This is a genomic window from Lederbergia ruris, from assembly GCF_018332955.1.
Lineage (GTDB): Bacteria > Bacillota > Bacilli > Bacillales > Bacillaceae_C > Lederbergia > Lederbergia ruris.
Map to the genome: position 1 here is coordinate 1 of NZ_BORB01000037.1, position 25,505 is coordinate 25,505.

Below are 25,505 nucleotides of genomic sequence, written 5' to 3' on the forward strand. Positions count from 1 at the left end.
ACAATCATTTTTCGGAAATCATCGTTATACCGTTTCCCATTATTTTTCTTACTCATCGGACACATCCTCCTTAAAAGTCATTGTATAAATTTAACTTAGATGTGTCCATGAAACTATACTAGCATCATATAAATTAATCGTCTTTTGGTTAGCTTTCCCAATACTTTACGGCACTATATCATTAATAAGAGGTATGTATGATGGATTCTATCCTTATTTCTTTCTAAATCCGAATGGTCATATTCCTTATGGAGTTGGCAGCTATGCAAATGTAGCACTAGTCATTATAGGTTTATCTTTTGTGTATTGCATGCTTGGTTTCCTGCTAATTTTAATAAACAGAATTATTTTTAGATTTAAAAATGAGAAGTTCCTGCAAGACAAAATATTAAAAGGTTAATATGATATAAATTTAAAACCTTATTTAGCAATACTACTAATATGTGTTCACCGTATTCGCGAATGGGCGTTTTTCTGTAACAAGGAAATCGAATGAAGAACGATTATTAATATTGTAAAAAAAGGGGGAGTTAATGATTAATATAAAAGACATTATTTCTTACCACGCCTTACCAGTAGACACATATAAAGAATTAGAATCTGGGTATTCAAGCGCAAAAAAATTTAAGCTTTATTCGGAAAACAAACCCTTATATTTACTGAAGATCTACAACATTGAGAAAAGGGATAGAATTAAGTTGCAGTTTGATTTATTAAAGAAGCATTATGAAAATAACGTGTTGTGCCACCAACCAATTATATTTGAATCAAACGAAGAGGAGCAAGTGTGCTATTTAGTATTATCATACATAGATGGTATGAGTGGAGATACAGCGTTGCCAACATTAGGAACGGACCTACAATATAAGATTGGGGAACAGGCCGGAAAAGAACTAAGAAAGATTCATTTAATAACTCAAGATAATTCCTCTAATTGGTATAAAGAACGGTTAGAAAAATATCGAAATAAAATAGAAACATGCAAAAAGTTAGGACTGACTTTCTATAAACAGAGATTTATAGAAAGTTATATCGATAAGAACATATCTATCATAAAAAATAGTCCTGTATGTTTTCAACATGACGATTTTCATCCCCAAAATTTAATTATAAAAGACAAGAAATTAAATGGTATTATTGATTTTGATTCATTTGATTGGGGAGATCCATTAGAAGACTTTTTTTAATTACCTAAATATACTATACAAGTAAGCGCTTATTTTGCTAAAGGCCAGGTAATGGGATATTTTGATAACAAAATACCTGACCTATTCTGGAGAAAGTATAACTTGTTTGTTGCATTAAATTTGCATGCGAGTCAAATTGGTGGTTATACAATGGGGAATTTAAAGTATGTACAAGAAAGAACTCGATATATGATTGAAACCCACAATTTTATCAATAATAAAGCACCCGAATGGTTTGATAACTGTAAATTGTAGCCATCGGGGTTATAAAAGTAGAAGTGAAGTTTTGTATGGAAGAAGAAGCTGTGGAAGCGGGGTTTCGTCCGCCAAAGTAATAAAATTAATCTGGTCGATTATTAGCGTATGTTTAGGTTGAACGAGTTCTATTTTGAGTTTTTTAATCATCTTCGGTATTTTTTCACTGAATGAGATGAGTGCAGCAGCGGAATAGTTGAAAACTGACATATAACAAATGCTTTGCTATATGTCGGCTTTTTCTTCATATTCGAGTATATCACCAGGTTGACAATTTAAGGTCTGACAGATTTTTTCTAGTGTGGCAAAGCGAATACCACGCGCTTTACCTGTTTTTAGTATTGATAAATTAGCTGGAGTAATATCAATTTTTTCTGCTAACTCTTTTGAAGAAATTTTTCTTTCTAGCATTACTCGATCTAGATTAACTTTTATCATTAGGAGCCCCCACCTAAATCACGTTGTTAGAATCCTCTTGCAAATGCATGCCGTATTTAAAAACCACATAAATTGTGTAAACGATGGCTAACAGAAGAATATTTCCCATTAAACTTGACCAGGATTCTGAAAAAATATCACTGACATTGTACGCATGTGCTTGTGCAAAGAACAACTGACTAATGAACTGTAAAATGGTAAAGCTTGTGAACGAGATTAAAATTAGTTTGAGATACTTGAGATTTTGAGAAACAAAGTAGTGTTGTTCGTAAATATTACCAATCATTTTATGCAGAGCGTACATAATGATAAACAAACAAGCAATGATTGCCAGCGCGACTAAGCAAGAAAGTATTAAACCCCATACTGATAGGTTTGTGTTTGAGGTTAAATCTGTGTACTGTAGCAATTGCTCTTTGACTCCTTTTGATACTAACAATAAAGCTCCAGACGCAAATAATAGTACTAATCCAGCAAACGCACATAAAACTTGAGCAATTAGCGACACAATTGACAAAGATTTTAAAACGGTCTTGGTAAAGAGATTCATTAGATATCGCCCCCTTATAATACGGATTATTTTAAAACAATAATGAATTATTGTCAAACGATAATTTTAATTGCCTTTTTTCAAGGAAATTCCTGACGTATAGCTTCAAAATTTAGTTTGACCAAAGCAATTCGAAAGTTTGTTGGTGTTCAAATTGAAAGATGGGTGACTGGATAGAAATCATCCATAACTAAAGAAATTGAAAATAACCATAGAAGTGTTAATCCAAAAAAAGGTTTGGGTTCAACGGGACAGTTAATGAAGTAAAGTCCTAAAAAATGTCAATCATGATATAGCAGGTTCAGATCATCAATTTGATGGTCTTTTTTTATAAGTTGACAGAAACAAATGTAAAAAATATATTACTGGTAGACGAGGAGGGGTAGATGTGAAAGAAAGTATACTCATTATAGAAGATGAAGTAGGATTAATTAAAATGCTAAAACGTTTATTAAATAAGGAAGGATTTCAAGAGATATATCAAGCTGAGTCGGGTGCTGAAGCAATGAAAAAGGTTAAGGAGCACGAGATTGATCTCATATTGCTTGATGTTATGCTACCTGATACAAACGGTTTCGATTTGTGCCAACAAATTAGAGATATATCAGATGTTCCCATTATCTTTTTAACAGCACGCACTACTGATATTGACAAGTTAACCGGCTTTTCTATAGGCGGCGATGATTATATAACGAAGCCTTTTAATCCCCTTGAAGTCGCTGCCCGAATCAAGGCCATCTTATATCGTCAAAGGAGAAAAATGCCAGAAACGTCACAGGTGTTTCGAACAGACCGCTTTGTCCTGTATTATGACCAAGCAAAGTTAATCGTGGAAGGAAACGAAGTCAATTGCCCAGCTAAGGAGTTTCAACTACTTAAATTCATGTGCCAGCATCCCAATCAGGTTTTTAGCGTAGACTATCTATATGAAAGAGTTTGGGGAGATTATAGTGTTGTGGGGAAAGAAAATACGGTTATGGTCCATATTAGTCGCCTGCGTCAAAAAATAGAAACAGACCCTAAACATCCGATGTATCTAAAAAATGTCAGAGGGTTAGGTTATATGCTAAATACCGAAAGCCAAGGGAGTCCCCAATGAAATTAGAAACCAAAATTTCATTAATATTCATAATGCTTCTTCTAACCTTAGGCGCTGTTTTTTTTATAACTGGTTTTTCAGTACTCAACTTTTTGAGCATTCCCTTAGAAATTAATGGATTCGCGACATATGTTTTATTTCCGCTACTATCCCTTGGGATGCTTATTCTGATTGGTCTTGTTATCGACCGCCAAATCAGGAAGCCTCTTTTCTTCTTTATACGCTGGATTGATCAATTATCCCTAGGGGTCTTTAAAATGCCCGATCCAATAAAGAATTTCTCTTTAAATAAGATGAGGTTTCGTCCGTTTTTGGAAATTAAAACCAAGCTCGATGGTTTAACATATCAACTGAATGCGGCAGAGAAGGAACGAAAAGAACTTGAGGAAACAAGGGAAAATTGGACTTCTGGAGTGACACATGATCTAAAAACGCCCTTATCCTACATCAAAGGTTATGCTGCCATGCTTCGTTCCGATCATAAATGGGATGAGGAAGAAATTAAGGAATTTGCTAAAATTATTGAAGAAAAATCTTTATATATGGAGCAATTAATTGATGATTTAAGTGTTGTTTATGAGTTTGATAAAATGCAGATTCCTTTGAATATCTATACTACGGATTTGGTCGTTTTTGTAAGAAATGTTTTGAAAGATCTTCGTCAATATCCAATGGCCAATGATTACCCCATCCATTTAAACGTCAAGAACGAAGGCGATATTTTATTATCTTTTGATCAGACATTATTAAAAAGAGCATTAGAAAATTTCATTATGAATGCTATCTATCATAATCCCCCTGAAACAACCATTGATGTTTCCATAGAAACAGCAGAAGATTTAACCTTATTAGAAATTAAAGATAATGGAATTGGAATGGATGAACAAACCATTAAGCAATTATTTAATCAATATTACCGAGGGACAACCACGGACAAATCCCATCTTGGATCAGGGTTGGGAATGTCTATTGCCAAGCAGTTTATTGAAAAACAAGGAGGTCAGATTAAAATCGAAAGTGAGCCAAATAAAGGGACGAAGATCAAAATTTTATTTCCTTGCTAAAATTAAGATTCTGTTAAGACACCATTTCAATGGTGTTTATTTTTTTGCCCTATACTACTGAGTATAGAAACGAATGGGACTGAATTGGGAGGAATGAAATAAATGAAAAAAACGTTGTATAGACGGAAAAGAAAAGGATTATATCAAACGTTCAAATGGATGTTGATGACTATAGTGGCGATGGACTCAACATTCGTCGAAGTAGGTGGGTGGTGCAAATGTTAATGGAAGCCCAGGACATTTCGGTGGCAATTGGTGGGCGTCTTGTACTGAACGGGGAGTCTGTCCGTTGCAAGCCAGGTACCATAACAGCCCTCGTTGGTGCGAGTGGATCAGGAAAGACGACACTCCTTCACTGCCTTGGATTATTGCTCCCGGTAGATAAGGGCAGCATCCTGATTGACGGGAACAATGTTACAAAGTACGGGACTGCGGCACGACGGCAATTTTGGCGAAATCACGCGGCATTTGTACTTCAGGATTATGGGATTATGGACGAGGAATCCGTTGCCTTCAATGTCACTATGAAGACGAATATTATTGGTGGACGTGTCTCGGGAAACAAAGAAAAGTTAATGCATTCACTCGAACAGACTGGCCTTACAGGTAGAGAAAATGAGTTGGCTGGACATCTGAGTGGAGGAGAGAAACAGCGGCTTGCCTTGTCTCGTGCTATTTACAAGGATGCTGATATCTTGTTTGTTGATGAGCCAACTGCTTCACTCGATGAAGCGAACAGGCGTACGGTCATCGAACTGCTTGCGGACTTTGCTGTGCGTGGTCGGACGGTTATTGTGTCTACGCATGATTCCGAGATGATGGAGGCGTGCGATGCCTTGCATCAGGTCGGGGCCAACAACTCGCCACAAAAATTGCGGAACATCTAACGAGGGGGATGCTTGTGAAATTAACTTCTAAAATGATTATTAGTGTCATTGTTGGTTTGCTAATGCTAGGAGGAACGTTTGCGTTTATAAACGGTTGGATCACGACAGCGCCGAAAGACACACACCCGCCGTGCGATCAACTACCAACCGTCACAGAGGCTACTGATGCTTTGAATGATCATGGAAAACTCGCCAAGGAAATAGAGAGGCTAGGAGAAGGGATTAAGGTGGAAGTAGATAGACCGTGTCCTGATGACTTAGATCGAGGGCTTATTTTGGTGACCTATGATTCGAAAGCTGAACGTGAGGCCATCCGTCACTTTCTTACTCGTAGCGAGGGATTTGAAGTACCTGTACATTTGGTGAGGCGTTAACACAATCTTTTAACCAGTTCGTCTTACGTGTCGTCCTTCGCGTTGTTGCATGTCTGTTATCTTAAAAACATAGCAGATATGATGCAATCATCTGTACCAACTTGCATGCTGATATCGTCGTAAAGGAAGGCAGTACCAAAGAAAGGTTTAAAAAGAAAGAGGGGGTGAAAGAGAGATGAGTATGTACAAGCGTATGATAGTGATTGTTTCGGGCGTATTGTTTACTTTACTTGCCTTGTTAGCTGCAATCATTACCGACCTGAATGATCGTGATTTTCCACAGGCTATTGGGAGCAAGAGCAGGCTTGATATCAGCTTCAACGAATCGGAGTTCTCTATCAATGAAGCCTTTTCGAAGTTGAAAGAACTTGATGCGCGCTTGGGTCTTGGATTGATCAAGATTGCGCCGGATCTTGCTAGCGATAAAGATGACAAGATTTTTGTTACGCTTAACGGAGAAGGTCCGCCTGACGAGTTTACTTGGTTCAATGGCGACGAGACCGGGAAGATTGTTGGTAAAGATCGACTTGACTTTTCCTATCCGGATGGAGTATACCTTGTGACTGGCAATACTGCTCGTTTGAGTGAGTTTGAAGACACTTTGAAAGATGCGGGGGTGAAGATGACTCGTTGGGATGCCTCAATCTTGGATAGTCTTGTATTCGTGGTAATGGAAAGGGGATTTACAACCGTAGTTCTGGCATCGTTAGCACTGACTGCCTCGCTTGCGCTGTTCTGGTTGTCAGTGAAGGCGCGAGGACGCGCCCTCCGGATTCTGGGCGGTTCTCCGATTGTCCGTATTCAAATGCAAGACCTTACAGAATTTGGTGGAGCACTACTCATTTCTGCGGGAATTGTAGCAATCGTTGCAACAAGCTATGTAGGTGTTTTTCATGGCTGGATGTACGTCAGTACCTTTATCAAAGTGTTAATAAGTCTCCAAGTCGTTGTAATGGCCATATCCATGCTTGCTGCGCTTATTATGTCAGCCTCTGCGTGGCCGAGTGCTACCATGCTTGCCACTAGACAACCAGCTGTAAAAAGCCTTCGGGCAGTGTCAATTGTAATCCAGGCGTTAACATTTATTTTAGTGGTGGCTACGGCGGCACCTGCTTGGTCTGCATATAAACACTCGTCTGCTAAGGCAGTTGAAATGGCGCAGTGGAAGAAACTTTCAAACCAAGTATCAATTGTATTTGCAACAGACACTGATGAAATGGCTGATATGGAGCCCAAAATTGGCGAGATGGTAAAGGATGCAGAATCGGCTGAAGCAGTAGCACTTTCCTATACTTACACCCAGGAAATGTGGCCTTCGATTGATTTTGGCAAATATTCCGCCGTCTCCTTCGTAAACCAAGGTTGGCTGGACTTAGTCACTAAGGGTGCGAAACAACGAGCGATCGCACCTGTTTCGTACCACAAACTTTCAGAAGAACTTATTCACGGAATCCAGGAAGAAATTGAGGTATTGTCAAACAAAGAGCATTCCAAGAATAGATTCGAATCCATACAATTTTTTCACCCAGTTGAGGGATTCCGATTTCCAGTGGCTCAAGGGGGAGGGGGCGAGAGTCTTCACTTTGGAGATGATATCTTGCTCGCTGTCGTTCCCTCACTGTCCGATACCTTTAATGATTCTACTTTGACCTCGATGATTTCGAGTAGCAATGTAGTGTTCACTGGTGTAACAGCTACACAGCAATTATTGGAACGACATAGCCTGGATGTTCGAGCGCTACGTGATCGTGGGATCAACGGTGAACTGAAAGTTATTTACATTGCCGAAGAGGGGATACTACAAGCTCAGTTCGCAGCATACCTTGCGTGGTTGCAGAACCTTTCGCTGATTGCACAGGTGATTGCTTTTAGTGTTGCTACTGCCATCAGTGCCTTGATCACCGCAACATTACAGGCGAAACGTGACTTCCCACTAAGGATGGCAGGTCGGTCTTGGATGCGAATCCTTCAAAGCCGTGTGGGCAAGGAATTGTTTGTGGGAGGGATTCTCGTGAGCATCATTGTAATGTTACAAAGACCTAATGCGCTAGGAATTGTACTTCTGATTGCGGCTTATGGATTGCTTATGGTTCCGCTATCTCATCTTTTTGCCGCAAGTTGGTGTTTCAACGGAGTCAGTAAACGTAGGATTTAATTACAGATTAACAGTCTATATTTTAGGAATGAAGGTGCTTAAATGGAAACACTAATTTGCCCTTAAGTAAGAAAATATCTGGGAGTAATTAGCCTCTTTGAATTGCTTCTGATGCTTTTTAAATGGACGATCTAAAAAACGTGCACATTTTTTGGCTATAAATAATATATGGAGGAAAGGAATTCCCTCTTTGGAAACTCCATCCTCCTTTGGATAAATTAAGTTAATTTCGCTAAGATTTCACGGATAAACGCAGGTTCATCTACCGGAGTACGTGATGTGATCAGATTTTCACTAACAACGACCTCTTCATCACGGTAGTCTGCACCTGCTAGACTTAAAACCCATTCACCTCATGAGAAGCCCATTTCCGGGCCAGGAACCCCATTTACTCATTAGGAGCCCATTCTCTGGATGAAAAACCTATTCACCTCGAGTGAACTCCATTCTTGTTGTACCATAATATATTCCCTACCCTCAGATAAATCTACCTTCTGAATGGATAATTTGCCCAGTTATCTACTCTTTCCTTACTGGCGCGGTGCCAACAAAATAACCGAAACACCAACTAAACATATTCCTGCACCTACCCAATCATAGAAATCAGGTGTTTTTTTATCAATGCCCCATCCCCACAATACAGAGAGAATAATAAATACTCCCCCATAGGCTGCGTAGACTCTACCGAACGATGGAAATGATTGAAATGTAGCAATAACACCATATAAAGCCAAAGCTATGCCTCCAAAGATGCCCCAATAAAACGGTTTTCCTTCCCTTAACCATACCCAAATTAGATAATCGCCACCTATTTCAGCTAAACCTGCAAGTACAAACAAAATAATTGCATAAATCATTCCGAACGAACTCCTTTACACTCTTTCATCCATAAAGTTATTATAACGTATCTTTGTTGAAGGTTCCCAGGTTCCGCAAGTTCGTGCATTCAAAGTTTTAAAAACTATTGGGCCCATTTCTTGATTGGAAAACGAATGAATAGCCACAACTATACATAAAATATGATAAAATACATTTAAACATTGGAGTGAAATAGTGAGTTCTAATATAACCTGTTTTCATACGAAATAGAGAAGCACAAAACTACATTAATTAGGGGAAAAGAAAACATGATAACTGGAAAAGAGATTCTGAATAAATTTGGATTTGAAGTTAAAGAAGAACCTTTGAGTATTTATCCATTTTCACCAGTATATCATGTGAAGTATGGAGAATATGGTGTCGTTGTAAAGCGCACACAAAGTAGAGCGAATAGTGTGATAGCTTATACAACTATGTTAAAAGACAACGGGGTAAATGTGGTGACACCTGTTGAGTTGTCAGTAGATAATCCACAAAAATGTGAGGATGCAAATTTCGTTGTTTATCCGTTTATAGAAGGTATAGGGTACTCAGCGAAAGAAAATGAAATCTTTAAAGTCGGGAAATTGTTAGGTCAAATTCATAGCCTTTCTCCTACATACAATACTTATGATCTTTATGAATATGATGTTTACGATTTTAATCAACAAGAAGTCGAAGAAAGTATGGATGCAATTGTGCAACATGCAGAAAAAGCTGAAGTGGAAATTGATAGGAGGTTAAAACCAAAGTTGCTAGAAAGTGTGGCTAATCAAGAAGAGCTATACCATGTAGGTTTACCACATGTAGCAACACCGCATGATTATAAAGCGAATAATTTGGTTTTAACCCCAGAGCCCTATTTAATTGATCCAGATAATGCGACTTGGATACCAAGAATCTTTGACTTAGCATTGGCCCTACTGCTTTTTCATAATGAGCATAATAAAGCGCCGGACCGAATTTTTACAAAACAGGAATGGAAACTGTTTTTATCGGGATATAAAACACATATTTCCTTAACTAAAAATGAAATATTGTATTGGGGAAAAGCGAAGCAGCACGTCTTTCTTGATGAAGTGATGTGGCTTATGGCTGAATATGAAGAGGACTGGAAAAATCCATCTCAACGAAATTTGTTCACAAGCTTAATTCCTGTACTGATAGATGATGACTATACCTTGGATTAAGAAGTAATATTTATGTAGATAATACAGCAATAGAGCGCAATTGTTGGTGTAACACAGGTTGAATATAATCAAGCTTTTTTATAAATTAACAGTAAAAGGCTGATCCATATCATACATGTATAATATGGATCAGCCTTTATTTAGCTTTTGATAAAGGGAAAAGATCGCTATCCCCTTGTTTCTATATGTTTCACAATGTCATCAACTTGTGAAACAATGTCTGAAATTACTTTGCTGGCGGATAGGTGCTTGCTTGAACGGGGATTTTGCCCGCACCAGAGTGACATCCATTCAGGCCGATTTTGTTTGGCAGCCTCGCTTCGAATTGTTTTTGTTAAAGTATTTTGTATAGGATATTTTGGTAGTTCCGTCTCATGTTTCGCCATTTTTGTTATGAAATCATTTTGGATACCTCTTGCCGGTTTGCCGCTAAATGCTGAGGTGATGACTGGCTGCTCTTCAGTACTATTCAAAATCGCTTCTTTGTGCTGTTCTTTTGCTCCGCTTTCTATACTGGTAACAAAGGCGGTTCCCATCTGAACAGCTTGTGCGCCCAGTATCAAAGCTGCCAAAACGCCTCTGCCATCCATGATCCCACCTGCCGCAATAACTGGAATATTGACTTGATCAACGGTTTGCGGGACAAGCGCCATCGTTCCGATCATAGCTTCTTCAAAGGATCCCATAAAGGTTCCACGATGTCCCCCGGCCTCGCTTCCTTGGACAACCACCATATCTACACCGTTTTCCTCGTTGGCAATCGCTTCTTTTACAGTCGTTGCAGTGCCGATTACCATAATATTCCCCGTTTTTAGCTGTTGAACAGTTTCTTTCGATGGAACATCAAATGTAAAACTACAAACGGGAACCCTTTCCTCCATAATGATTTCCATTTGCTGTTCAAAAAGGGTTGCTGTCGGTTTTTTTACCTCCGTTTTTTCCGATATGCCCAATTTTTCCCGAAAAGGTTGGAGCCATTCGTTCGCTTTTTTCAATTCGTCTTCGGATACATCCGGCGTTTCCGGGATAAAGAGGTTCACACCAAAGGGCTTGTCCGTGAGCTGTTTAACCTTCCTTATGCTCTCTCGCGTTTGTTCCGAACTCATATAACCAGCACCCAAACTTCCTAATCCACCGCTGTTGGAAACGGCGGCCACTAGTTCAGGTGTTGTAATTCCCCCGGCCATTCCCGCTTGAACAATTGGATATTTGATATTCAAGTCCTGTGTGACTTTATTTTCATACCACATATTATCTCTCCTCGTCTTACAAAGTGTCTTCCATGCCTTTCCGAATATTATAATCAGGATAAAATAACAAGTACACTGACGCTATTTGTTGTTCCGACCATAAAATTGATGACAATTTCAAAAGAATGGGGGAAAAGCTTTCCACCCCTCTCACCATACTATTTTCGATTATTTAGACAAAAGGGAGGGATGTAGCCTTACTTTACCCCTTTTTTTATTTTCCTTGAGGTTGATATGTACCGGGAACGGCACACATTGTGATAGTTAAATGGTTCCAGCTATTAATTGTATTGATGGCGAACCCTGTACATTCATGAACTTTAATTTAAATGGTAGACCTCAAAGGATCAAATGTAAAAAAATTTGTTTGTTTTTTGCGTTTATTCAATCAGCCAAGCAACTTACCTGAATTAAATGAATAAGGACCAGAAAGAATTCATATCACTTGACTTAGAGATCACTTTAGGTTGTAAAGTGTAGGTATAGACAATAGTAGTAAGTAGTAAATCCAATAGAGAAAGGAAGAGATACCATGAACGTACTGATCATAGGAGCAAATGGGCAAATAGGACAGCATGTTGTGAGAAAGCTGCATGAATCAAGTGAGCATAACGCCATTGCGATGGTTCGAAAAGAAGAGCAAAAAGCGAAATTTGAAGAGCAAGGTGTTAAAACTGCTCTAGTTGATTTAGAAGGAAGCATCGATGATATTGCCAATGTGGCAAAGGAGGCGGATGCGATTGTATTTACAGCCGGTTCTGGAGGTCATACAGGCGCTGATAAGACCATGATGATTGATTTAGACGGAGCCATCAAGTCGATGGAAGCAGCCAAACAAGCTGGGGTTAAACGTTTCGTGATTGTGAGTGCGATTGGTGTTCATCATCGTGACAAATGGATGAGTAGTGCACCATATTATAGTGCGGCCAAATATTACGCGGATGTTTGGTTAGAGAAGAGCGGCCTTGATTATACAATTATCCGGCCAGGGGGACTAACAAATGATCCTGGAACTGGGAAGATAAAAGTGGCGGTGGATCTTGAACGCGGGCAAATCCCCCGCGCGGATGTTGCATCAACAATTATTGCTTCATTGGAGGATAACCATACGATTGGAAAAGCCTTTGATATGATTGGTGGGGAAACACCCATTGAAGAGGCACTCAAATCATTATAGAGGCATAAAAGGTATATGAGGCGAGAAAGACTTTTTCACCAATGAGAGTTTTTCTCAGCCTCTTTTTGTTTGACCTTGAAGTTTGTAGGGAGGCCCGCAGGATATGGGTCAGAACGGCGTTGCGCCAGGGAAGGCGCGTATATAGAAAACATGTTTTTGTTGAGTAAATGCCTGTTTTAAGGGTCTTCCGCTATACATTGTTCTTCAGGCTTTATATTTACCTGTTTCCATTTATGATCGTCAACTCTACGAAATTGAGCAATTTCTACGTCCGTTCCATTTGTTAATGTGACGAAAATGAAACAATAATCGGCACCATCATTCCCATGAAAGTAAATATGTTTCATATAGCCATTTTGGATAGTTGGGTATCGTTTTTGAACTAATTTACACCAATTTCCATATTTTACATCGATAATCGATTCTCCATCCTGATCCCAGCCATGATAGGGTGCACAAAGAAAGTCTTCGGTCATTCGCTGAATATCTGAAATTCGATAACCTGTTTGTTCGTAAACAAGCCAGATAAATCCATAAGAATAGCCGAAGTACTCAGCCTTCTTGCCCTCAAAAGCTCCAATCGTTTCAACCTCATAGAAGAACTTCATACCCTGTTTTCTATCTGAAACCTTGCACAGCTTTATTTAGCTTATATGCCCAACCCCTGCAAACAAATGAACATATTCTTCATAGCTTAATCTTTTTTGATAGACTTTTGATAAAAAGTTGTAGGCTAGTGGATAGGGAATATGTGCTTCGCCGATTGTTCCACAGCTTCTTCCTTCTGTGTTCTCAGCTTCACGTAGAATGCTGAAGTAGTTGAGAATGGTATCTTCAGGCGACTGAGTCAAATCTGCGGGAACTTCAATTTGCTCATACGTTTTGTCATAATAAGGATCGAAAAAATTATAATTTGTAAATCGCAAATTCAATGCAGGCAGGCAAGATAAGATGGGCGGAAAAATCTTTGATGATAAGCAATATTGTCTACTTGATTCCTTAAGAACATATTCAGCACCCCTTGTTAGCTTACGGGCGAAAATAGGAAGGGTGAATGAAGAGATTATTGAATAAATACTGGATGAGTATTTGCACAACATGTAAGAAAAGAAGAATCAAATATGTTTCATATAACACCTTTAAGTGTTATAATCATTGTGACACTTAAAGGTGTTACTTTAATGCAGGAGGTAAACATATATGGAATCACAAGAAACATTACCTGAAATTCGTAAAACAGTTGTCATCGACGCTCCAATTGAAAAAGTATGGAAGGCCATTTCAACATCAGACGGTATTGCTGGCTGGTGGATGCCGAATTCTTTTGAACCTGTCCTGGGCAAGGAATTCGTCCTTCATGCTGGTCAATACGGTGATTCTCCATGTAAAGTAACTGAGCTTGACCCTCCTAACCGTGTTGGCTTTGATTGGGGAAAGGATTGGCATCTTTCTTTTGAATTGAAACAGTTGGAAGATGGCAAAACGGAGTTTACCCTTATTCATTCCGGATGGGATGCAGGGAAAGTAACAGAATTCGGACAACCACACACAGCCATTCGTGGAGTTATGGACGGCGGTTGGGAGAAAATTGTAAAGGAAAAATTTCCAGCGTATATCGAGGGTTAAATAATGCTTGACCAATCTAAGCACGATGTATTCCAAGCCATTTCCGATCCCACCCGCCGTAGTGTGCTAAAATTGCTTACCGAAAAGGAAATGTCGATAACAGAGATTGCGGAACATTTCCCGATAAGTCGGACGGCTGTGAATAAGCATCTTCATATTCTGTCTAATTCTGGTCTTGTTAGAAGTCAAAGAATAGGACGTGAAACACGTTATACACTTAACCCAGAACCATTAAAGGAAATTCAAAATTGGCTTGCGTTTTTTGAACATTATTGGGATGAAAAGTTGGCAACGCTGAAAAAAATTGTAGAGGAAAGTAACGTTTAGGAACAAAAGCGCAAGGCGCCCGTTTTAAATCAATAGGAATTCATTTTAAAACAAGTATATGAGGCTGGAAAGACTTTTTCACCAATGAAAGTTTTTCCGGCCTCTTTTTGTTTTTTCTTCATATATATGTCTAGTAAAATGCATAATTTCTCCATAACTTCTTGTTATTCTACAAAGGTAAACATCCATAGAAAAGGGGAAATGATTGATGGGAATAAAATTTAAGATTACCGTGTTAATGATTAGTATATTAGTTATTAGCGGGTGCAGTAGTAATAGTACACAACCTGTTGATGAAGCTAACCATTCTGCTATGAATAAGGAAGATATGGAAGAAATGGATCATTCCGCTATGAATCATGATGAGATGGGAAATAAACATATGAATCATGACAAGATGAGGAATGAACATATGAGTCATGATGAGGTGATCAGTTTAAACGACTCTACCGGGGAAAATGAATTGAAAATCCCACCCATACTTGAACGCGATAAAGGAGAAGGAGTTGAATATACTGTCAGAGCACAAAAAGGGAAAACGGAAATATTTGATGGTACTGAAACAAATACGTATGGATACAACGGGGCATTTTTAGGACCGGTACTTCGATTTAGTAAAGGAGATACCGTTAAAATTAGAACGATAAATGAACTGGATGAGGAAACAACTTTTCATTGGCACGGGCTGGAAGTACCGGGGGACGCAGATGGGGGACCACATGATTCTCTAAAACCGGGTGAGGAAAAGTTAATCGAATTTAAAGTGAAACAAGAAGCATCGACACTATGGTTTCATCCCCATCCAAAAGGGAAAACCGCAGAACAGGTTTATAATGGACTTGCAGGATTGATCTATATAGATGATGACCATTCGAAGAGCCTCGGATTGCCAAATGAATATGGGAAGAATGATATTCCCTTGATTTTTCAAGATCGAACATTCGATGAAAAAAGACAATTGAACTATAGCGCCGTAAAGAATGATGATGGCACAGTCGGAGATACATTACTGATCAATGGGACGTTGAATCCAAAGTTGACGCTCAAGAAAGAAAAGGTTCGTCTTCGTCTATTAAATGGATCCAATGCAAGGAACTATACATTTAAATTGAATACCGGGGATTCCTTTGTACAAGTCGCAACGGATGGGGGCTTCTTGAATGAACCGGTGACACTGAAAGAAATGACATTGACACCATCTGAACGAGCGGAAATCGTTGTAGACTTTTCAAAGATAGATTCAGAAAAAGACTTGGGGTTAATAAACGAGGATGGATCTATTCTATTACCATTTGAGGTTTCTGATCAGAGCGGAGAGAGTAGCGAGGTTCCGGGGAAAATGAATGATTTTTCAATGACAGAGGAAGAGAGGAACTTACCAGTTACAAAAGAAGTGGAACTCTTTGGAATGATGGACCAGGTCACAATAAATGGAAAGAAATTTGACCCAGAAAGAATTGATTTCACGCAAGAGCAAGGAGTTACGGAAGTATGGGAAATTTACAATAAGCCAGACATGATGGGCGGAATGATTCATCCGTTCCACATTCACGGAACCCAATTCAAAATACTTTCCAGAAATGGAGAAGAACCACCGGAAAACGAACGGGGATGGAAAGACAGTATTTCCATACAACCAGATGAAACAGTTAAAATAGCGATACAATTTAAGAATAAAGGCGTGTATATGTTCCATTGTCATATTCTTGAACACGAAGATAACGGTATGATGGGACAGGTGAAGGTGGAATAAATTTCAAGTGGAAGGAATCCTTTGAAGTTTCCTTACCTTTAAGTTCGCAAACACTATTTATTTTGAAAGCGATATTGTCCCCACTGTGCATCATTGATTCTTTCCTGAAAATTGCATTACTTGTTTATTCCGGCAACTTTCAGGATAAATTACATGTAACGTATCCCAAAGAAAGGAAAGAGTCATTTGGTTAAGCATGAGCACGATCATTCTAAACATCATAAAACAAGCGTTCACGATAATGGTACAGACCACCAGAACCACCATCATTCACATGGAGGACATTCAGGACATCATGATCACCATGCCCATATGGTAGAAGATTTTAAAAAACGCTTTTATATCTCCCTTATCATCACGATACCGATTTTGATTTTGTCCCCAATGATACAAATGTTTCTGGGCGTCAATTGGCGTTTTACGGGTGATATGTACATATTGTTTGCGCTGTCGACCGTCGTCTTCTTTTATGGAGGCTGGCCATTTCTAACTGGGGCAAAAGATGAAATAAAAGATAAAAGCCCGGGGATGATGACGCTTATTTCATTAGCGATTGTTGTTGCTTATATCTACAGTTCAGCTGCAGCCTTTGGCTTAGTAGGGGAAGATTTCTTCTGGGAATTGGCTACATTAATTGATATTATGCTTCTTGGTCATTGGATTGAAATGCGTTCCGTCATGGGAGCTTCAAAGGCTTTGGAGGAGTTAGCAAAGTTAATGCCGTCTGAAGCAAGTGTAATGAATGAAAATGGTGAGGTAAAAGTTGTCAATATTACAGATCTGCGCCAAGGGGATCGCGTTTTAGTAAGGCCTGGGGAGAAGGTTCCTGTTGATGGAGAAATAATAGATGGAACATCAACGATTGATGAATCAATGCTTACGGGAGAGTCTGTTCCAATTGATAAGGGAATTGGAGATGAAGCAATCGGTGGTTCAGTAAATGGCGAGGGGTCTTTAATCATATCGATTAAAAAGACCGGAGAGGGAACTTATCTTTCTCAGGTGATCAAACTTGTCAAGGAGGCACAAGAGTCTAAGTCCAGAGCCCAGGACCTTGCCAATCGGGCAGCAAAATGGTTGTTTTACGGTGCACTTGCCGCTGGATTACTCACATTTGTGATCTGGATTGCACTGGGCTACCCCATTTCCTTTGCCATCGTCAGAATGGTCACAGTGCTTATCATTGCTTGTCCACACGCATTAGGGCTTGCAGCACCGCTTGTTGTGGCGGTCTCTACAGCGATTGCGGCGAAGAAAGGTCTGTTGATCAGAAACCGAGCTTCATTTGAAAATGCCCGTTTGATCGAAGCTGTTGTTTTTGATAAAACAGGAACATTAACCCGCGGAGAGTTTGGTGTGACCAATATCGCTAGCTCCAGTCCATTTACTGAAGAGGAAGTATTGTCATTGGCAGCTGCAGTCGAGGCGCATTCAGAACATCCAATTGCTCGAGGCATTCTTACATCTGCGGAAGAAAGACAACTTTCCATTCCACAGGTCAGCCATTTTCAATCACTTACAGGCAAAGGGCTCCAAGGTGAGGTGGATGGAAAAGAAGTGATGGTCGTAAGCCCAGGTTATGTTCGTTCTGAAAAACTATCGATTAACGAAGAATCATTGAACGAATGGTCTGAGGAAGGCAAGACGGTTGTTTTTACTTTGGTGAACGGTAAGATTGCTGGCATGATTGCCCTTGCAGATATCATCCGTGATACAGCAAGTGAGGCAATAAATAAATTAAAGCAAATCAATATCAAATCGATCATGTTGACGGGGGACAATGCTAAGGTAGCGCAATACGTTGGAGCGAAACTGGGCATAGATGAAATTTTTGCAGAAGTGCTTCCGCATGAAAAATCGGATAAAATTGTGTATATACAAAAAAATGAAGGGCTGCGTACCGCTATGACAGGGGATGGGGTAAATGATGCGCCTGCCCTTGCAAAAGCTGATTTAGGTATAGCGATTGGAACTGGAACGGATGTTGCGATTGAAACAGCGGATGTTGTGCTTGTCAAAAGCAATCCTATGGATGTTTTAAATATTATTACACTCTCGAAAGCAACTTACCGAAAGATGTTACAAAATCTATGGTGGGCAGCTGGCTATAATATATTTGCTATCCCTCTAGCAGCAGGTATCTTTTATCCAATGGGGATTGTGCTTAGTCCAGCAGTAGGAGCCATTCTCATGTCACTTAGTACTGTCATAGTGGCTATAAATGCGAAATTATTAAGGATTGATTGATAAAAAATCCGGTGTGTATTTGCCGGATTTTTTAGCTAATCGATGAATAGATGAAAACAGCTAAGGGATAAGAAAACACAGAAAAACCCCCCTCTATCATATGAAAGATCGAGGGCCGATTCTTGTCTTTATTTATATGTACCTTTTTATTAGAAAAAGAAAGGGGTTAGGCGGTTTTATTTTCCGTCAATTGCATAGTTGTAATGCAAGTATTGTCATTCTCAAATGTAGAAAGCTCTGACTCCACTGTTTTTCCACCGTGTGCAATTTTTATGCGATATGTTTTGTCACGTGGTAGCCACAAATCGATAAATCCGTTAGATTGAGATTTTAATGTTTGATCCATTACGATGTTACCTTCCATGTCTTCAATAAATACGTTAAACTCTTTGTTCGCCATTTCTCCACGACACCCAGTTAAGCTATGGTTAGCGCATGGATGCGTTTGACTAATGTAAGGGGCAATGGAAACAAAAAAGTCGTCTTCAGGCAAATCATAGGTTAGCTGTCTTTCATCACTGTCGGTAACAATGAGCTTTGTCGAGGTAATAGAGGCGGACTGGTCTTTTATGTTACCTACACTGTAATCATGCACCAATTCCTTAATATCTTGTGTAACACCTTCTTCTGGCGTATTTCGATTGTTTGTTGTTGCAAAAAAATATACACTAAGCGCAACGGCAACTAATCCAATAACTGAAAAAATCGTTCTTTTCATTTAATTTTCCTCCTCATTGTAGTTAGCTTTCCCATTTATAGCCAACTCCCCAAACAGTTGTTAAGTGGTCATAGATTGGGAAACCAGCATTTTTTAATTTATCGCGAATGTTACGGATATGAGAATCGATCGTTCTGTCTTCTGTTCCCACTTCCAGTCCCCAAATGATGGTGAGAAGTTGTTCTCTAGTAAATACACGATTAGGATATTTTAATAATAAGCCAATTAAAGCAAACTCTTTAGGGGTGACTTGGATGGACTTGTCTTTATAGCTTAGAGAGTATGAATCTGGATTCCAAGTAAGATCATTGAAGATTATAGTTGTATTTTCTAGCAACTTTGTACGTCTGAAAACAGCTTCTATTCGAGCGAGAAGTTCTCCTGAATCAAATGGTTTTGTAATGTAATCATCCGCCCCAGTACTTAACCCTTTGATGACATCAGATTTATTTGTTCTGGCAGTAAGCATGATTATGGGAACATCAGAAAAATCCCTAATCTTCTTACATGTTTCCCACCCATCCATTTCAGGCATCATTAAGTCAAGAATGACAAGATCACAGGAGTTATTTTGTAAATAAAGCAAAGCATCGTAACCTGATGATTTTGCCACACATTCAAATCCAGCCGGGATTAAATAAAGAGAAATCAGATTTTGCATCCGTTCCTCATCATCCACAATTAAAATTTTCCGCATGAGCCTTTTTCACCTCGCTGTTATGGTAATAGTGGAACCTTTATTGATTTCACTTGCGATTTCGATTTTCCAATGGTGTGCATCCACTAATTCTTTTACAATAGATAGTCCAAGGCCTGTACCGCCTAATTCACGGGAGCGGGATTTATCAATACGGTAAAAACGTTCGAATATAAATGGAAGATCTTTACTAGGGATGCCTTTCCCTTCATCTTGAATAGATATCTTAATGTCCGCATTTTCTTTTTTTACTTTTACAGTTGTAATGGTTCCGCGTGGGGAATATTTTCGTGCATTATCTAATAAGTTGATTAAAATTTGCTCGAAACGAATCGGATCGGCTAGAATCTGATAGTTTTCCGGACAGATCATACGTAATGTAATTCCTGATTCCTGGAAAGATGGCAATATTATTGTTGATATTTTTTTCAAAGAATCACAAATTGGAAACCACTGTTTCTGAATGGTAAAGGTGTTGTTATCTAACTGAGCCAGTTCCATTAATTCAGTTACGAGGGTAGTCAACTTTGTTACCTCTTCTGTAATGATGTTTAAGTAGTTCACCCGATCTGTCATGCTTATATGATCTTTTTTGGCGACATCAGCGTACCCCTTTATATACGTTAAGGGTGTCCTTAGTTCGTGGGAAATACTAGCCAAAAACTCATTCCGTTCCGTTTTGAGATGGTTGAGTTCATTGGCGAGCGATTGTATAGAATCAGCAAGTTCTCCTAGCTCGTCATTGCTGCTGTTCTCTAGTTGGATAGAAAAATTCCCTTTACTTAATTTTTTGGTCGCTTCTTTCATTTTTATAAGGGGTCTTGCGATAATCCTCGAGAGAATCAAGATGATGAACGCTGTAACAATCGCAGTAGCTATTCCGGCAATGAGAAAGTGTCTGTTTAACTGTTGCATTAATTCTTTTACTTGCCTTGTATCCTTGAACATGTAAACAAAACCGTTATCAATGTCCGTTTCAAAAGGGGTAACGGCGGCAATATAGGGCTTGTCCTGCCAATTATTTTCAATGATTTTCCCGTTTCTGGACATTTCTTTTTTTTCTGTTTTGATTAACTGATGCATTTGATTATTTATATCTGTTGAGGAAATGATAATCTCCCCTTGATTATTAGTGATCACTACCTCCGTATCAGATTTCCCTTCCATTAAAGCAATATGATGAATCGTCTCATCATTATAGTATGTTTCTAACACATCCCGATGGTTATTTCCTCTTGTCACTAAGGCGGATAATTCCTCAGCGATCCTTGAATGAGCAATTTTTTGGTGTAACAGAAAAAATAAGCACACTTCCATCATGAAAATCAAACAAAAAAAGAGAAGGCCAATTTTAATTGAAATCTTCTTCAAGTTTAGACACCACCTACTGAACATTTTACAAATAAAATATCGAGAATTTATGCAGAAAGAAAGGCTATTTATAGACTTAAAGGATATAAGAGGTAGAAAATATGGAAGCAACGCAGTAGTAGATGTAGTCATTTTTGTAGATTCAGCATTTATAGGAGTCGCCCATGATATCTCTGAACGCGTGGAAGAAGTGTTAATCAAGGAACATGATGTATTTGAAGTTCATGTTCATATAGAGCTCAAAATAAAAAATTAACACAGATATACACTTACTGTCCAAGCAAACAAAAGAAAATCATCATAAGGCGACCGATACCGAGAAGAGAAAGCTATATTTGGCGTCAAATATCTAATTCCCCTTGAAAAATGAGGGGATATGCCTAAATTTATGAATGCTTATTTTACTACAAAAATCTTCGGTTATGATTTCCTGGCAATGATCATATATGTTTTATCGGTTGGAAATAACTTCTGTGTTACTTTTAGCCCTGCTGCCGTGATTTCCTGTTCCATAGCGGATGAGGAAATTCTCGGATGGGGATGGGTAGGATTTTCTTCCGCCTCAAATTCCATACATACGAAAGATCCACCAGGTTTCAGTACCCGTTTAATTTCCCGAAGCGAAGCAGATAATAAAGGCTTAAGCTCGTGTAGCACTAATGAAACGAGTACAAAGTCAATGGAATCCTCGGACAACGGAATATCAGCAACACTGCCTTCTAGAGTTTTGATATTTGGGATCTTTTCCTTTTTGGCTTTGGACTGGATCATCCCTAGCATATTCGGATCAATATCCACTGCAAATACGGCGCCATCTTCCACGGCTTTAGCCGTTGGAATCGTAAAATAGCCAGTTCCTGCGCCTAAATCTAAAATATGATCAGCTTTTTTTAAAGGGAGTATACTTAGTAGCCTTTCAGGTGATATATCTTCTCTTTTTTCAGGATCTTCAAGAAATTCAACTCTTTTCGTAAATCGTTCCATTTCTTCAGAATGATATTTTTCATCTTTCATATGAATAATTCTCCTTTTGATCAAAAGCATCTTTTTTAGAAAATAGAAAAGCGAACAGTTTATTCCGTTCGCTTTCTACGCTTATGTTTATTCACCGAATACGTTGTGCCATTCATCTTTTTTAGCGAGCATTTCGCGGGCTAATGCTTGTGCACCTTCAAGGCTGTGGCTTGCTGCCCATCCGCATTGAACTTCATTGCAGGCGGGAACTTCGGTTGCTTCGAGTACATCATTCAGCGTTTTTTCAACAGCGTCCAAGATTTCTTCGTAATTGTCATGATTGATAACTGTTAGATAGAAGCCTGTTTGACATCCCATTGGGCTCAAATCGACGACACTATTATGGTGATTACGAATTAATTCAGCCATTAAGTGTTCTAGTGAATGCAAAGCTGGCATTTCCATATGGGCTAGATTCGGCTGTTTGAAACGAAGGTCATATTTATGAATGACATCGCCATTTTCGCCTTCCGTTACACCTGCTAGACGAATATAAGGTGCCTTTACTTTTGTATGATCAAGGTTAAAACTTTCAACATTCATTTTTTGGACCATAATGATTTCACTCCTAAAAATTCATAATTTTATCTACTATTATAGTAACATATTTTATTGTAATAAGTATTTATCTGACTACGTAAGAATCACCCAGCATTTACAGATCTTAGGAATTCTTCTTATGAAACCTTGGAAAATCAAAGAGTATGGCAAGAATACCACAGATACCAAGTGCCATGGGATAGAATGAGAACGGCATGATACTAACAGGTAAAATAGCAGCTAGTCCAGAAGCGACAAGCATTTGTCCGCCATAAGGAACAATTCCTTGCCAGCAGCTTGCAAAAATATCTAGTATACTTGCAGATTTCCTTGGATCAATCTTATATTCATCGGCAATGTTTTTTGCTAGTGGGCCTGTCATAATAATCGAAATGGTATTGTTGGCTGTTGCGATATCTGCTACACTGACCAATCCGGCAATTCCGAATTCCGCTCCCTTTTTTGTTCTCAATTTACTTGTTACAAAGTGTAGCAGCCAATCAATTCCTCCATTATGTTGAATGATGCCGATCATGCCACCAATAAGTACGGCGACAATAGCAATGTCCTCCATATTTATAATGCCTTGTGAGACTGTTTTAATCAATCCTGTTGCTGTGTAGGAACCATCGATTAAGCCGATAATTCCGGCAAAAATTGTACCTCCGAGCAGGACAATAAAAACATTAATCCCTACTAAGGCGGCAACTAACACGAGAATATAAGGGAGAACTTTAATGAAATGAAAAGGATATTCCCCAAGAGTCTGGATCTCATTTCCCCTTGTTACGAGCCAAAGAATGATGGCTGTCACAATCGCTCCAGGTAAAACGATAAAAAAGTTGGTTTTGAATTTGTCATTCATTTTTGTTTTTTGCGTCCGAACAGCAGCGATCGTCGTATCTGAAATCATTGATAAATTGTCGCCAAACATGGCTCCGCCCATGACAGTTCCCATAGCCAAAGCCATGGATATTCCAGTTTGTTCTGCAATCCCTATGCCAATTGGCGCCAAAGCAGCCACTGTCCCCATGGATGTCCCCATTGAAATGGAAATAAAACAACCAACAATAAATAATCCTACCATCAAGAAATTAGTAGGGATGAAGGATAGCCCCATGTTAACGGTAGAATCAACCGCCCCCATTCCTTTAGCTGTTTCAGCAAAGGCACCTGCTAATATAAAGATGACAACCATTAACATGATGTTAGGATGGCCTGCCCCTTTTGCAAAGATGTCTAATTTATTGGATAAGGTTTCCTTCCTGTTCATAGCTAATGCGACAGCGACTGCAATAATAATCGCTACATTTAATGGCATATTTGAAAAGTCTCCAGAAATAATTCCATTACCGATAAAAAGTAACACAAAAATAAGTAATGGCAGTAAGGCAAGAAGACTCCCTTGTTTTTGTTTATCTGTCATAAAATGACCTCCTGAATTCTATTAGTGCGAGTTCAAAAAGGAGGATAAATCGGACTTTTTGAACATCCTTTATTCATCTTCACTTGTTAAGTAAACTGATATTGCCGAATTAGTTCATCGTCATCCCACCTGTAACGTTTATACCTTGTCCAGTCATATAATCAGAGTATTTTGAGGCCAAAAAGACCACAACATTGGCAATATCTGCTGGTAATGCCGTTCTTCCTAATGGTACTTGGGAGTTATCTTCTAGCCGAATTAATTCCTCGTCAAGCCCCCGAAGTTCTCCACCGATTACTCTTTCAGTTCTTTTCATATCCGTTTCTACGATTCCGGGACATACAGCATTTACATTAATTTGATCTTTGGCCAGTTCAATCGCAGCTACTTTTGTCATACCTAGTACTGCATGTTTGGAGGCTACGTAGCTTCCCATTAGCCGATAGCCATTTTTGCCAGCCTGTGAAGAAATATTGATGATTTTCCCGCCCTTACCCTGGGCTTGCAAAACTTTGGCGGCTGCTTGCGTACATAAGTACACGCCTTTTGCGTTCACGTCCATCGTCCGATCCCAATCTTCCTCTTTTATATCAACCATATAATCCATGGTGGAAATACCTGCGTTATTGACTAAAATATCCAATCTTCCGAAGTGAGTGATTACTTTTTTGATCATATCTTCTACCTGATCGCTTTTAGATACATTGGTTTGAACATAATATATATCATCGTTTGCGTCTTTTTCTGTTACGGACATGTCAGCCACTGCCACTTTTGCACCGCAATCCAAAAATGCATCGACAATGGCCTTTCCGATGCCATTTGCCCCACCTGTAACAATGGCTACTTTTCCTGTTAAATCCATGGTGTACATTGGTTGTCCCCCTCTTGAATAAATAAAGAACAACAGATGAAAGCTTTAGAGATAAGCTTCAACTGTTGTTAATAAAAGAAAAGATTATCCTAAAATCCATCCGCATTAAATTAAGCTTTATACCTTCTAACGTGAAAAAACCTCTTCTTTAAAGGTAGAAGAGGTTTTAAAGCATATAGGTAGAATCCTCTTCTTATCTTCAAGTGCTTATACTACTGGAATTGGCACAGTACTTCTCTGAGTCCGCTGCCGAGGCTTCGTAGGGCCAGTCCCTCCACCTCTCTAGATAAGAAATATTATAATGTATGAAGTTGATTAATATTAAATTACACCAAACAACTATGTAAGTCAATAGTTTCAGTCGTTCATAGTCAGTAGTGTTAAATTTTGGTATCTTCTAACCTATTATTTACGATACAACGAACAAT

Annotated in this window: 29 protein-coding genes, 1 pseudogene and 1 riboswitch; of the genes and pseudogenes, 16 read left to right on the forward strand and 14 right to left on the reverse strand. The window is 38.9% G+C overall.

Going from position 1 to position 25,505, the window contains the following annotated elements:
- Nucleotides 1-136 precede the first annotated feature (136 nt).
- The 3 genes from KI363_RS22410 (at nucleotide 137) to KI363_RS17105 (ending at nucleotide 1,442) form a co-directional block, all read left to right on the forward strand.
- Complete coding sequence (locus KI363_RS22410) at nucleotides 137-400, forward strand: Pr6Pr family membrane protein (protein ID WP_373306806.1); 264 nt, start codon at nucleotides 137-139, stop codon at nucleotides 398-400.
- 133 nt (nucleotides 401-533) lie between these two features.
- Nucleotides 534-1,187 carry an aminoglycoside phosphotransferase family protein gene (locus KI363_RS17100; protein ID WP_212967079.1) on the forward strand — a complete coding sequence of 218 codons (654 nt, stop codon included), beginning with the start codon at nucleotides 534-536 and terminating at the stop codon, nucleotides 1,185-1,187.
- A gap of 102 nt (nucleotides 1,188-1,289) precedes the next feature.
- Entirely contained in the window at nucleotides 1,290-1,442 is a 153-nt protein-coding gene (locus KI363_RS17105) for a hypothetical protein (RefSeq protein ID WP_212967080.1), read from the forward strand.
- A gap of 225 nt (nucleotides 1,443-1,667) precedes the next feature.
- Here the strand turns inward: KI363_RS17105 and KI363_RS17110 are convergent, their stop codons facing one another.
- Together KI363_RS17110 and KI363_RS17115 are read right to left on the reverse strand one after the other, a co-directional pair.
- On the reverse strand, nucleotides 1,668-1,880 hold the full coding sequence (locus KI363_RS17110; protein WP_158322190.1) for a helix-turn-helix domain-containing protein: 213 nt from the start codon (nucleotides 1,878-1,880) through the stop codon (nucleotides 1,668-1,670).
- Nucleotides 1,881-1,893: 13 nt separating this feature from the next.
- Nucleotides 1,894-2,430, reverse strand: a complete 537-nt coding sequence (locus KI363_RS17115; protein ID WP_212967081.1) for a DUF2975 domain-containing protein — start codon at nucleotides 2,428-2,430, stop codon at nucleotides 1,894-1,896.
- 388 nt (nucleotides 2,431-2,818) lie between these two features.
- Here KI363_RS17115 and KI363_RS17120 point away from each other — a divergent pair, with 388 nt between their 5' ends.
- The 5 genes from KI363_RS17120 to KI363_RS17140 all read left to right on the forward strand — a co-directional run bounded on the left by KI363_RS17120 (nucleotide 2,819) and on the right by KI363_RS17140 (nucleotide 8,009).
- Nucleotides 2,819-3,529 (forward strand): response regulator transcription factor, encoded by a 711-nt coding sequence (locus KI363_RS17120; RefSeq protein WP_212967082.1) that lies wholly within the window; start codon nucleotides 2,819-2,821, stop codon nucleotides 3,527-3,529.
- Nucleotides 3,530-3,786: 257 nt separating this feature from the next.
- Nucleotides 3,787-4,593, forward strand: a complete 807-nt coding sequence (locus KI363_RS17125) for a sensor histidine kinase (protein ID WP_212967083.1) — start codon at nucleotides 3,787-3,789, stop codon at nucleotides 4,591-4,593.
- A 218-nt stretch (nucleotides 4,594-4,811) separates the two neighbouring features.
- Complete coding sequence (locus KI363_RS17130) at nucleotides 4,812-5,480, forward strand: ABC transporter ATP-binding protein (protein WP_212967084.1); 669 nt, start codon at nucleotides 4,812-4,814, stop codon at nucleotides 5,478-5,480.
- 8 nt (nucleotides 5,481-5,488) lie between these two features.
- Entirely contained in the window at nucleotides 5,489-5,854 is a 366-nt protein-coding gene (locus KI363_RS17135; protein ID WP_246516922.1) for a hypothetical protein, read from the forward strand.
- A 175-nt stretch (nucleotides 5,855-6,029) separates the two neighbouring features.
- Nucleotides 6,030-8,009: a bacteriocin-associated integral membrane family protein gene (locus KI363_RS17140; RefSeq protein ID WP_246516923.1), complete on the forward strand. Its 1,980-nt coding sequence runs from the start codon at nucleotides 6,030-6,032 to the stop codon at nucleotides 8,007-8,009.
- A gap of 218 nt (nucleotides 8,010-8,227) precedes the next feature.
- On the opposite strand, the pseudogene KI363_RS17145 reads toward KI363_RS17140, so the two are convergent.
- A pseudogene (locus KI363_RS17145) lies at nucleotides 8,228-8,341 on the reverse strand (DJ-1/PfpI family protein); the annotation flags it as partial.
- Nucleotides 8,342-8,539: 198 nt separating this feature from the next.
- Entirely contained in the window at nucleotides 8,540-8,866 is a 327-nt protein-coding gene (locus KI363_RS17150; RefSeq protein WP_212967086.1) for a YnfA family protein, read from the reverse strand.
- Between the two features lie 270 nt (nucleotides 8,867-9,136).
- On the opposite strand from KI363_RS17150, the gene KI363_RS17155 reads away from it, so the two are divergent.
- Complete coding sequence (locus KI363_RS17155) at nucleotides 9,137-10,057, forward strand: phosphotransferase (RefSeq protein ID WP_246516924.1); 921 nt, start codon at nucleotides 9,137-9,139, stop codon at nucleotides 10,055-10,057.
- A 167-nt stretch (nucleotides 10,058-10,224) separates the two neighbouring features.
- Here KI363_RS17155 and KI363_RS17160 read toward each other — a convergent pair whose 3' ends face one another.
- Nucleotides 10,225-11,307: an NAD(P)H-dependent flavin oxidoreductase gene (locus KI363_RS17160; RefSeq protein WP_212967087.1), complete on the reverse strand. Its 1,083-nt coding sequence runs from the start codon at nucleotides 11,305-11,307 to the stop codon at nucleotides 10,225-10,227.
- A 532-nt stretch (nucleotides 11,308-11,839) separates the two neighbouring features.
- Between KI363_RS17160 and KI363_RS17165 the strand changes: the two genes are divergently transcribed.
- Entirely contained in the window at nucleotides 11,840-12,484 is a 645-nt protein-coding gene (locus KI363_RS17165) for an SDR family oxidoreductase (RefSeq protein WP_212967088.1), read from the forward strand.
- Nucleotides 12,485-12,660: 176 nt separating this feature from the next.
- Here KI363_RS17165 and KI363_RS17170 read toward each other — a convergent pair whose 3' ends face one another.
- Together KI363_RS17170 and KI363_RS17175 are read right to left on the reverse strand one after the other, a co-directional pair.
- Nucleotides 12,661-13,092, reverse strand: coding sequence for a hypothetical protein (locus KI363_RS17170; protein ID WP_212967089.1), 432 nt, complete (start codon nucleotides 13,090-13,092; stop codon nucleotides 12,661-12,663).
- Nucleotides 13,093-13,128: 36 nt separating this feature from the next.
- Entirely contained in the window at nucleotides 13,129-13,416 is a 288-nt protein-coding gene (locus tag KI363_RS17175) for a hypothetical protein (protein ID WP_212967090.1), read from the reverse strand.
- Between the two features lie 19 nt (nucleotides 13,417-13,435).
- Between KI363_RS17175 and KI363_RS22290 the strand changes: the two genes are divergently transcribed.
- From KI363_RS22290 to KI363_RS17195, 5 genes are all read left to right on the forward strand, one after another.
- Nucleotides 13,436-13,558 (forward strand): hypothetical protein, encoded by a 123-nt coding sequence (locus KI363_RS22290; RefSeq protein ID WP_281414140.1) that lies wholly within the window; start codon nucleotides 13,436-13,438, stop codon nucleotides 13,556-13,558.
- 126 nt (nucleotides 13,559-13,684) lie between these two features.
- Complete coding sequence (locus KI363_RS17180) at nucleotides 13,685-14,110, forward strand: SRPBCC family protein (RefSeq protein WP_158321066.1); 426 nt, start codon at nucleotides 13,685-13,687, stop codon at nucleotides 14,108-14,110.
- Between the two features lie 3 nt (nucleotides 14,111-14,113).
- Entirely contained in the window at nucleotides 14,114-14,437 is a 324-nt protein-coding gene (locus KI363_RS17185; RefSeq protein ID WP_212967091.1) for an ArsR/SmtB family transcription factor, read from the forward strand.
- Between the two features lie 205 nt (nucleotides 14,438-14,642).
- Nucleotides 14,643-16,190 (forward strand): multicopper oxidase family protein, encoded by a 1,548-nt coding sequence (locus KI363_RS17190; protein WP_444543506.1) that lies wholly within the window; start codon nucleotides 14,643-14,645, stop codon nucleotides 16,188-16,190.
- A gap of 186 nt (nucleotides 16,191-16,376) precedes the next feature.
- Complete coding sequence (locus tag KI363_RS17195; protein WP_373306804.1) at nucleotides 16,377-18,437, forward strand: copper-translocating P-type ATPase; 2,061 nt, start codon at nucleotides 16,377-16,379, stop codon at nucleotides 18,435-18,437.
- A 166-nt stretch (nucleotides 18,438-18,603) separates the two neighbouring features.
- On the opposite strand, the gene KI363_RS17200 is transcribed toward KI363_RS17195, so the two are convergent.
- The 3 genes from KI363_RS17200 to KI363_RS17210 are packed head-to-tail and all read right to left on the reverse strand — an operon-like array spanning nucleotide 18,604 to nucleotide 21,223.
- Nucleotides 18,604-19,155 (reverse strand): CueP family metal-binding protein, encoded by a 552-nt coding sequence (locus KI363_RS17200; protein WP_212967093.1) that lies wholly within the window; start codon nucleotides 19,153-19,155, stop codon nucleotides 18,604-18,606.
- Between the two features lie 22 nt (nucleotides 19,156-19,177).
- On the reverse strand, nucleotides 19,178-19,852 hold the full coding sequence (locus tag KI363_RS17205) for a response regulator transcription factor (protein WP_212967094.1): 675 nt from the start codon (nucleotides 19,850-19,852) through the stop codon (nucleotides 19,178-19,180).
- A 9-nt stretch (nucleotides 19,853-19,861) separates the two neighbouring features.
- Nucleotides 19,862-21,223, reverse strand: a complete 1,362-nt coding sequence (locus KI363_RS17210; RefSeq protein WP_212967095.1) for a HAMP domain-containing sensor histidine kinase — start codon at nucleotides 21,221-21,223, stop codon at nucleotides 19,862-19,864.
- Nucleotides 21,224-21,272: 49 nt separating this feature from the next.
- On the opposite strand from KI363_RS17210, the gene KI363_RS17215 reads away from it, so the two are divergent.
- Nucleotides 21,273-21,479, forward strand: coding sequence for a cation transporter dimerization domain-containing protein (locus KI363_RS17215; RefSeq protein WP_246516925.1), 207 nt, complete (start codon nucleotides 21,273-21,275; stop codon nucleotides 21,477-21,479).
- A gap of 164 nt (nucleotides 21,480-21,643) precedes the next feature.
- On the opposite strand, the gene KI363_RS17220 is transcribed toward KI363_RS17215, so the two are convergent.
- From KI363_RS17220 to KI363_RS17235, 4 genes are all read right to left on the reverse strand, one after another.
- Complete coding sequence (locus tag KI363_RS17220; RefSeq protein WP_212967097.1) at nucleotides 21,644-22,237, reverse strand: class I SAM-dependent methyltransferase; 594 nt, start codon at nucleotides 22,235-22,237, stop codon at nucleotides 21,644-21,646.
- A gap of 87 nt (nucleotides 22,238-22,324) precedes the next feature.
- Nucleotides 22,325-22,792: an S-ribosylhomocysteine lyase gene (locus tag KI363_RS17225; protein WP_158321073.1), complete on the reverse strand. Its 468-nt coding sequence runs from the start codon at nucleotides 22,790-22,792 to the stop codon at nucleotides 22,325-22,327.
- 109 nt (nucleotides 22,793-22,901) lie between these two features.
- Complete coding sequence (locus tag KI363_RS17230) at nucleotides 22,902-24,203, reverse strand: Na+/H+ antiporter NhaC family protein (protein ID WP_212967098.1); 1,302 nt, start codon at nucleotides 24,201-24,203, stop codon at nucleotides 22,902-22,904.
- Nucleotides 24,204-24,312: 109 nt separating this feature from the next.
- Nucleotides 24,313-25,077 (reverse strand): SDR family NAD(P)-dependent oxidoreductase, encoded by a 765-nt coding sequence (locus KI363_RS17235; protein ID WP_212967099.1) that lies wholly within the window; start codon nucleotides 25,075-25,077, stop codon nucleotides 24,313-24,315.
- A gap of 190 nt (nucleotides 25,078-25,267) precedes the next feature.
- Nucleotides 25,268-25,370: riboswitch (SAM riboswitch) on the reverse strand.
- Nucleotides 25,371-25,505 lie beyond the last annotated feature (135 nt).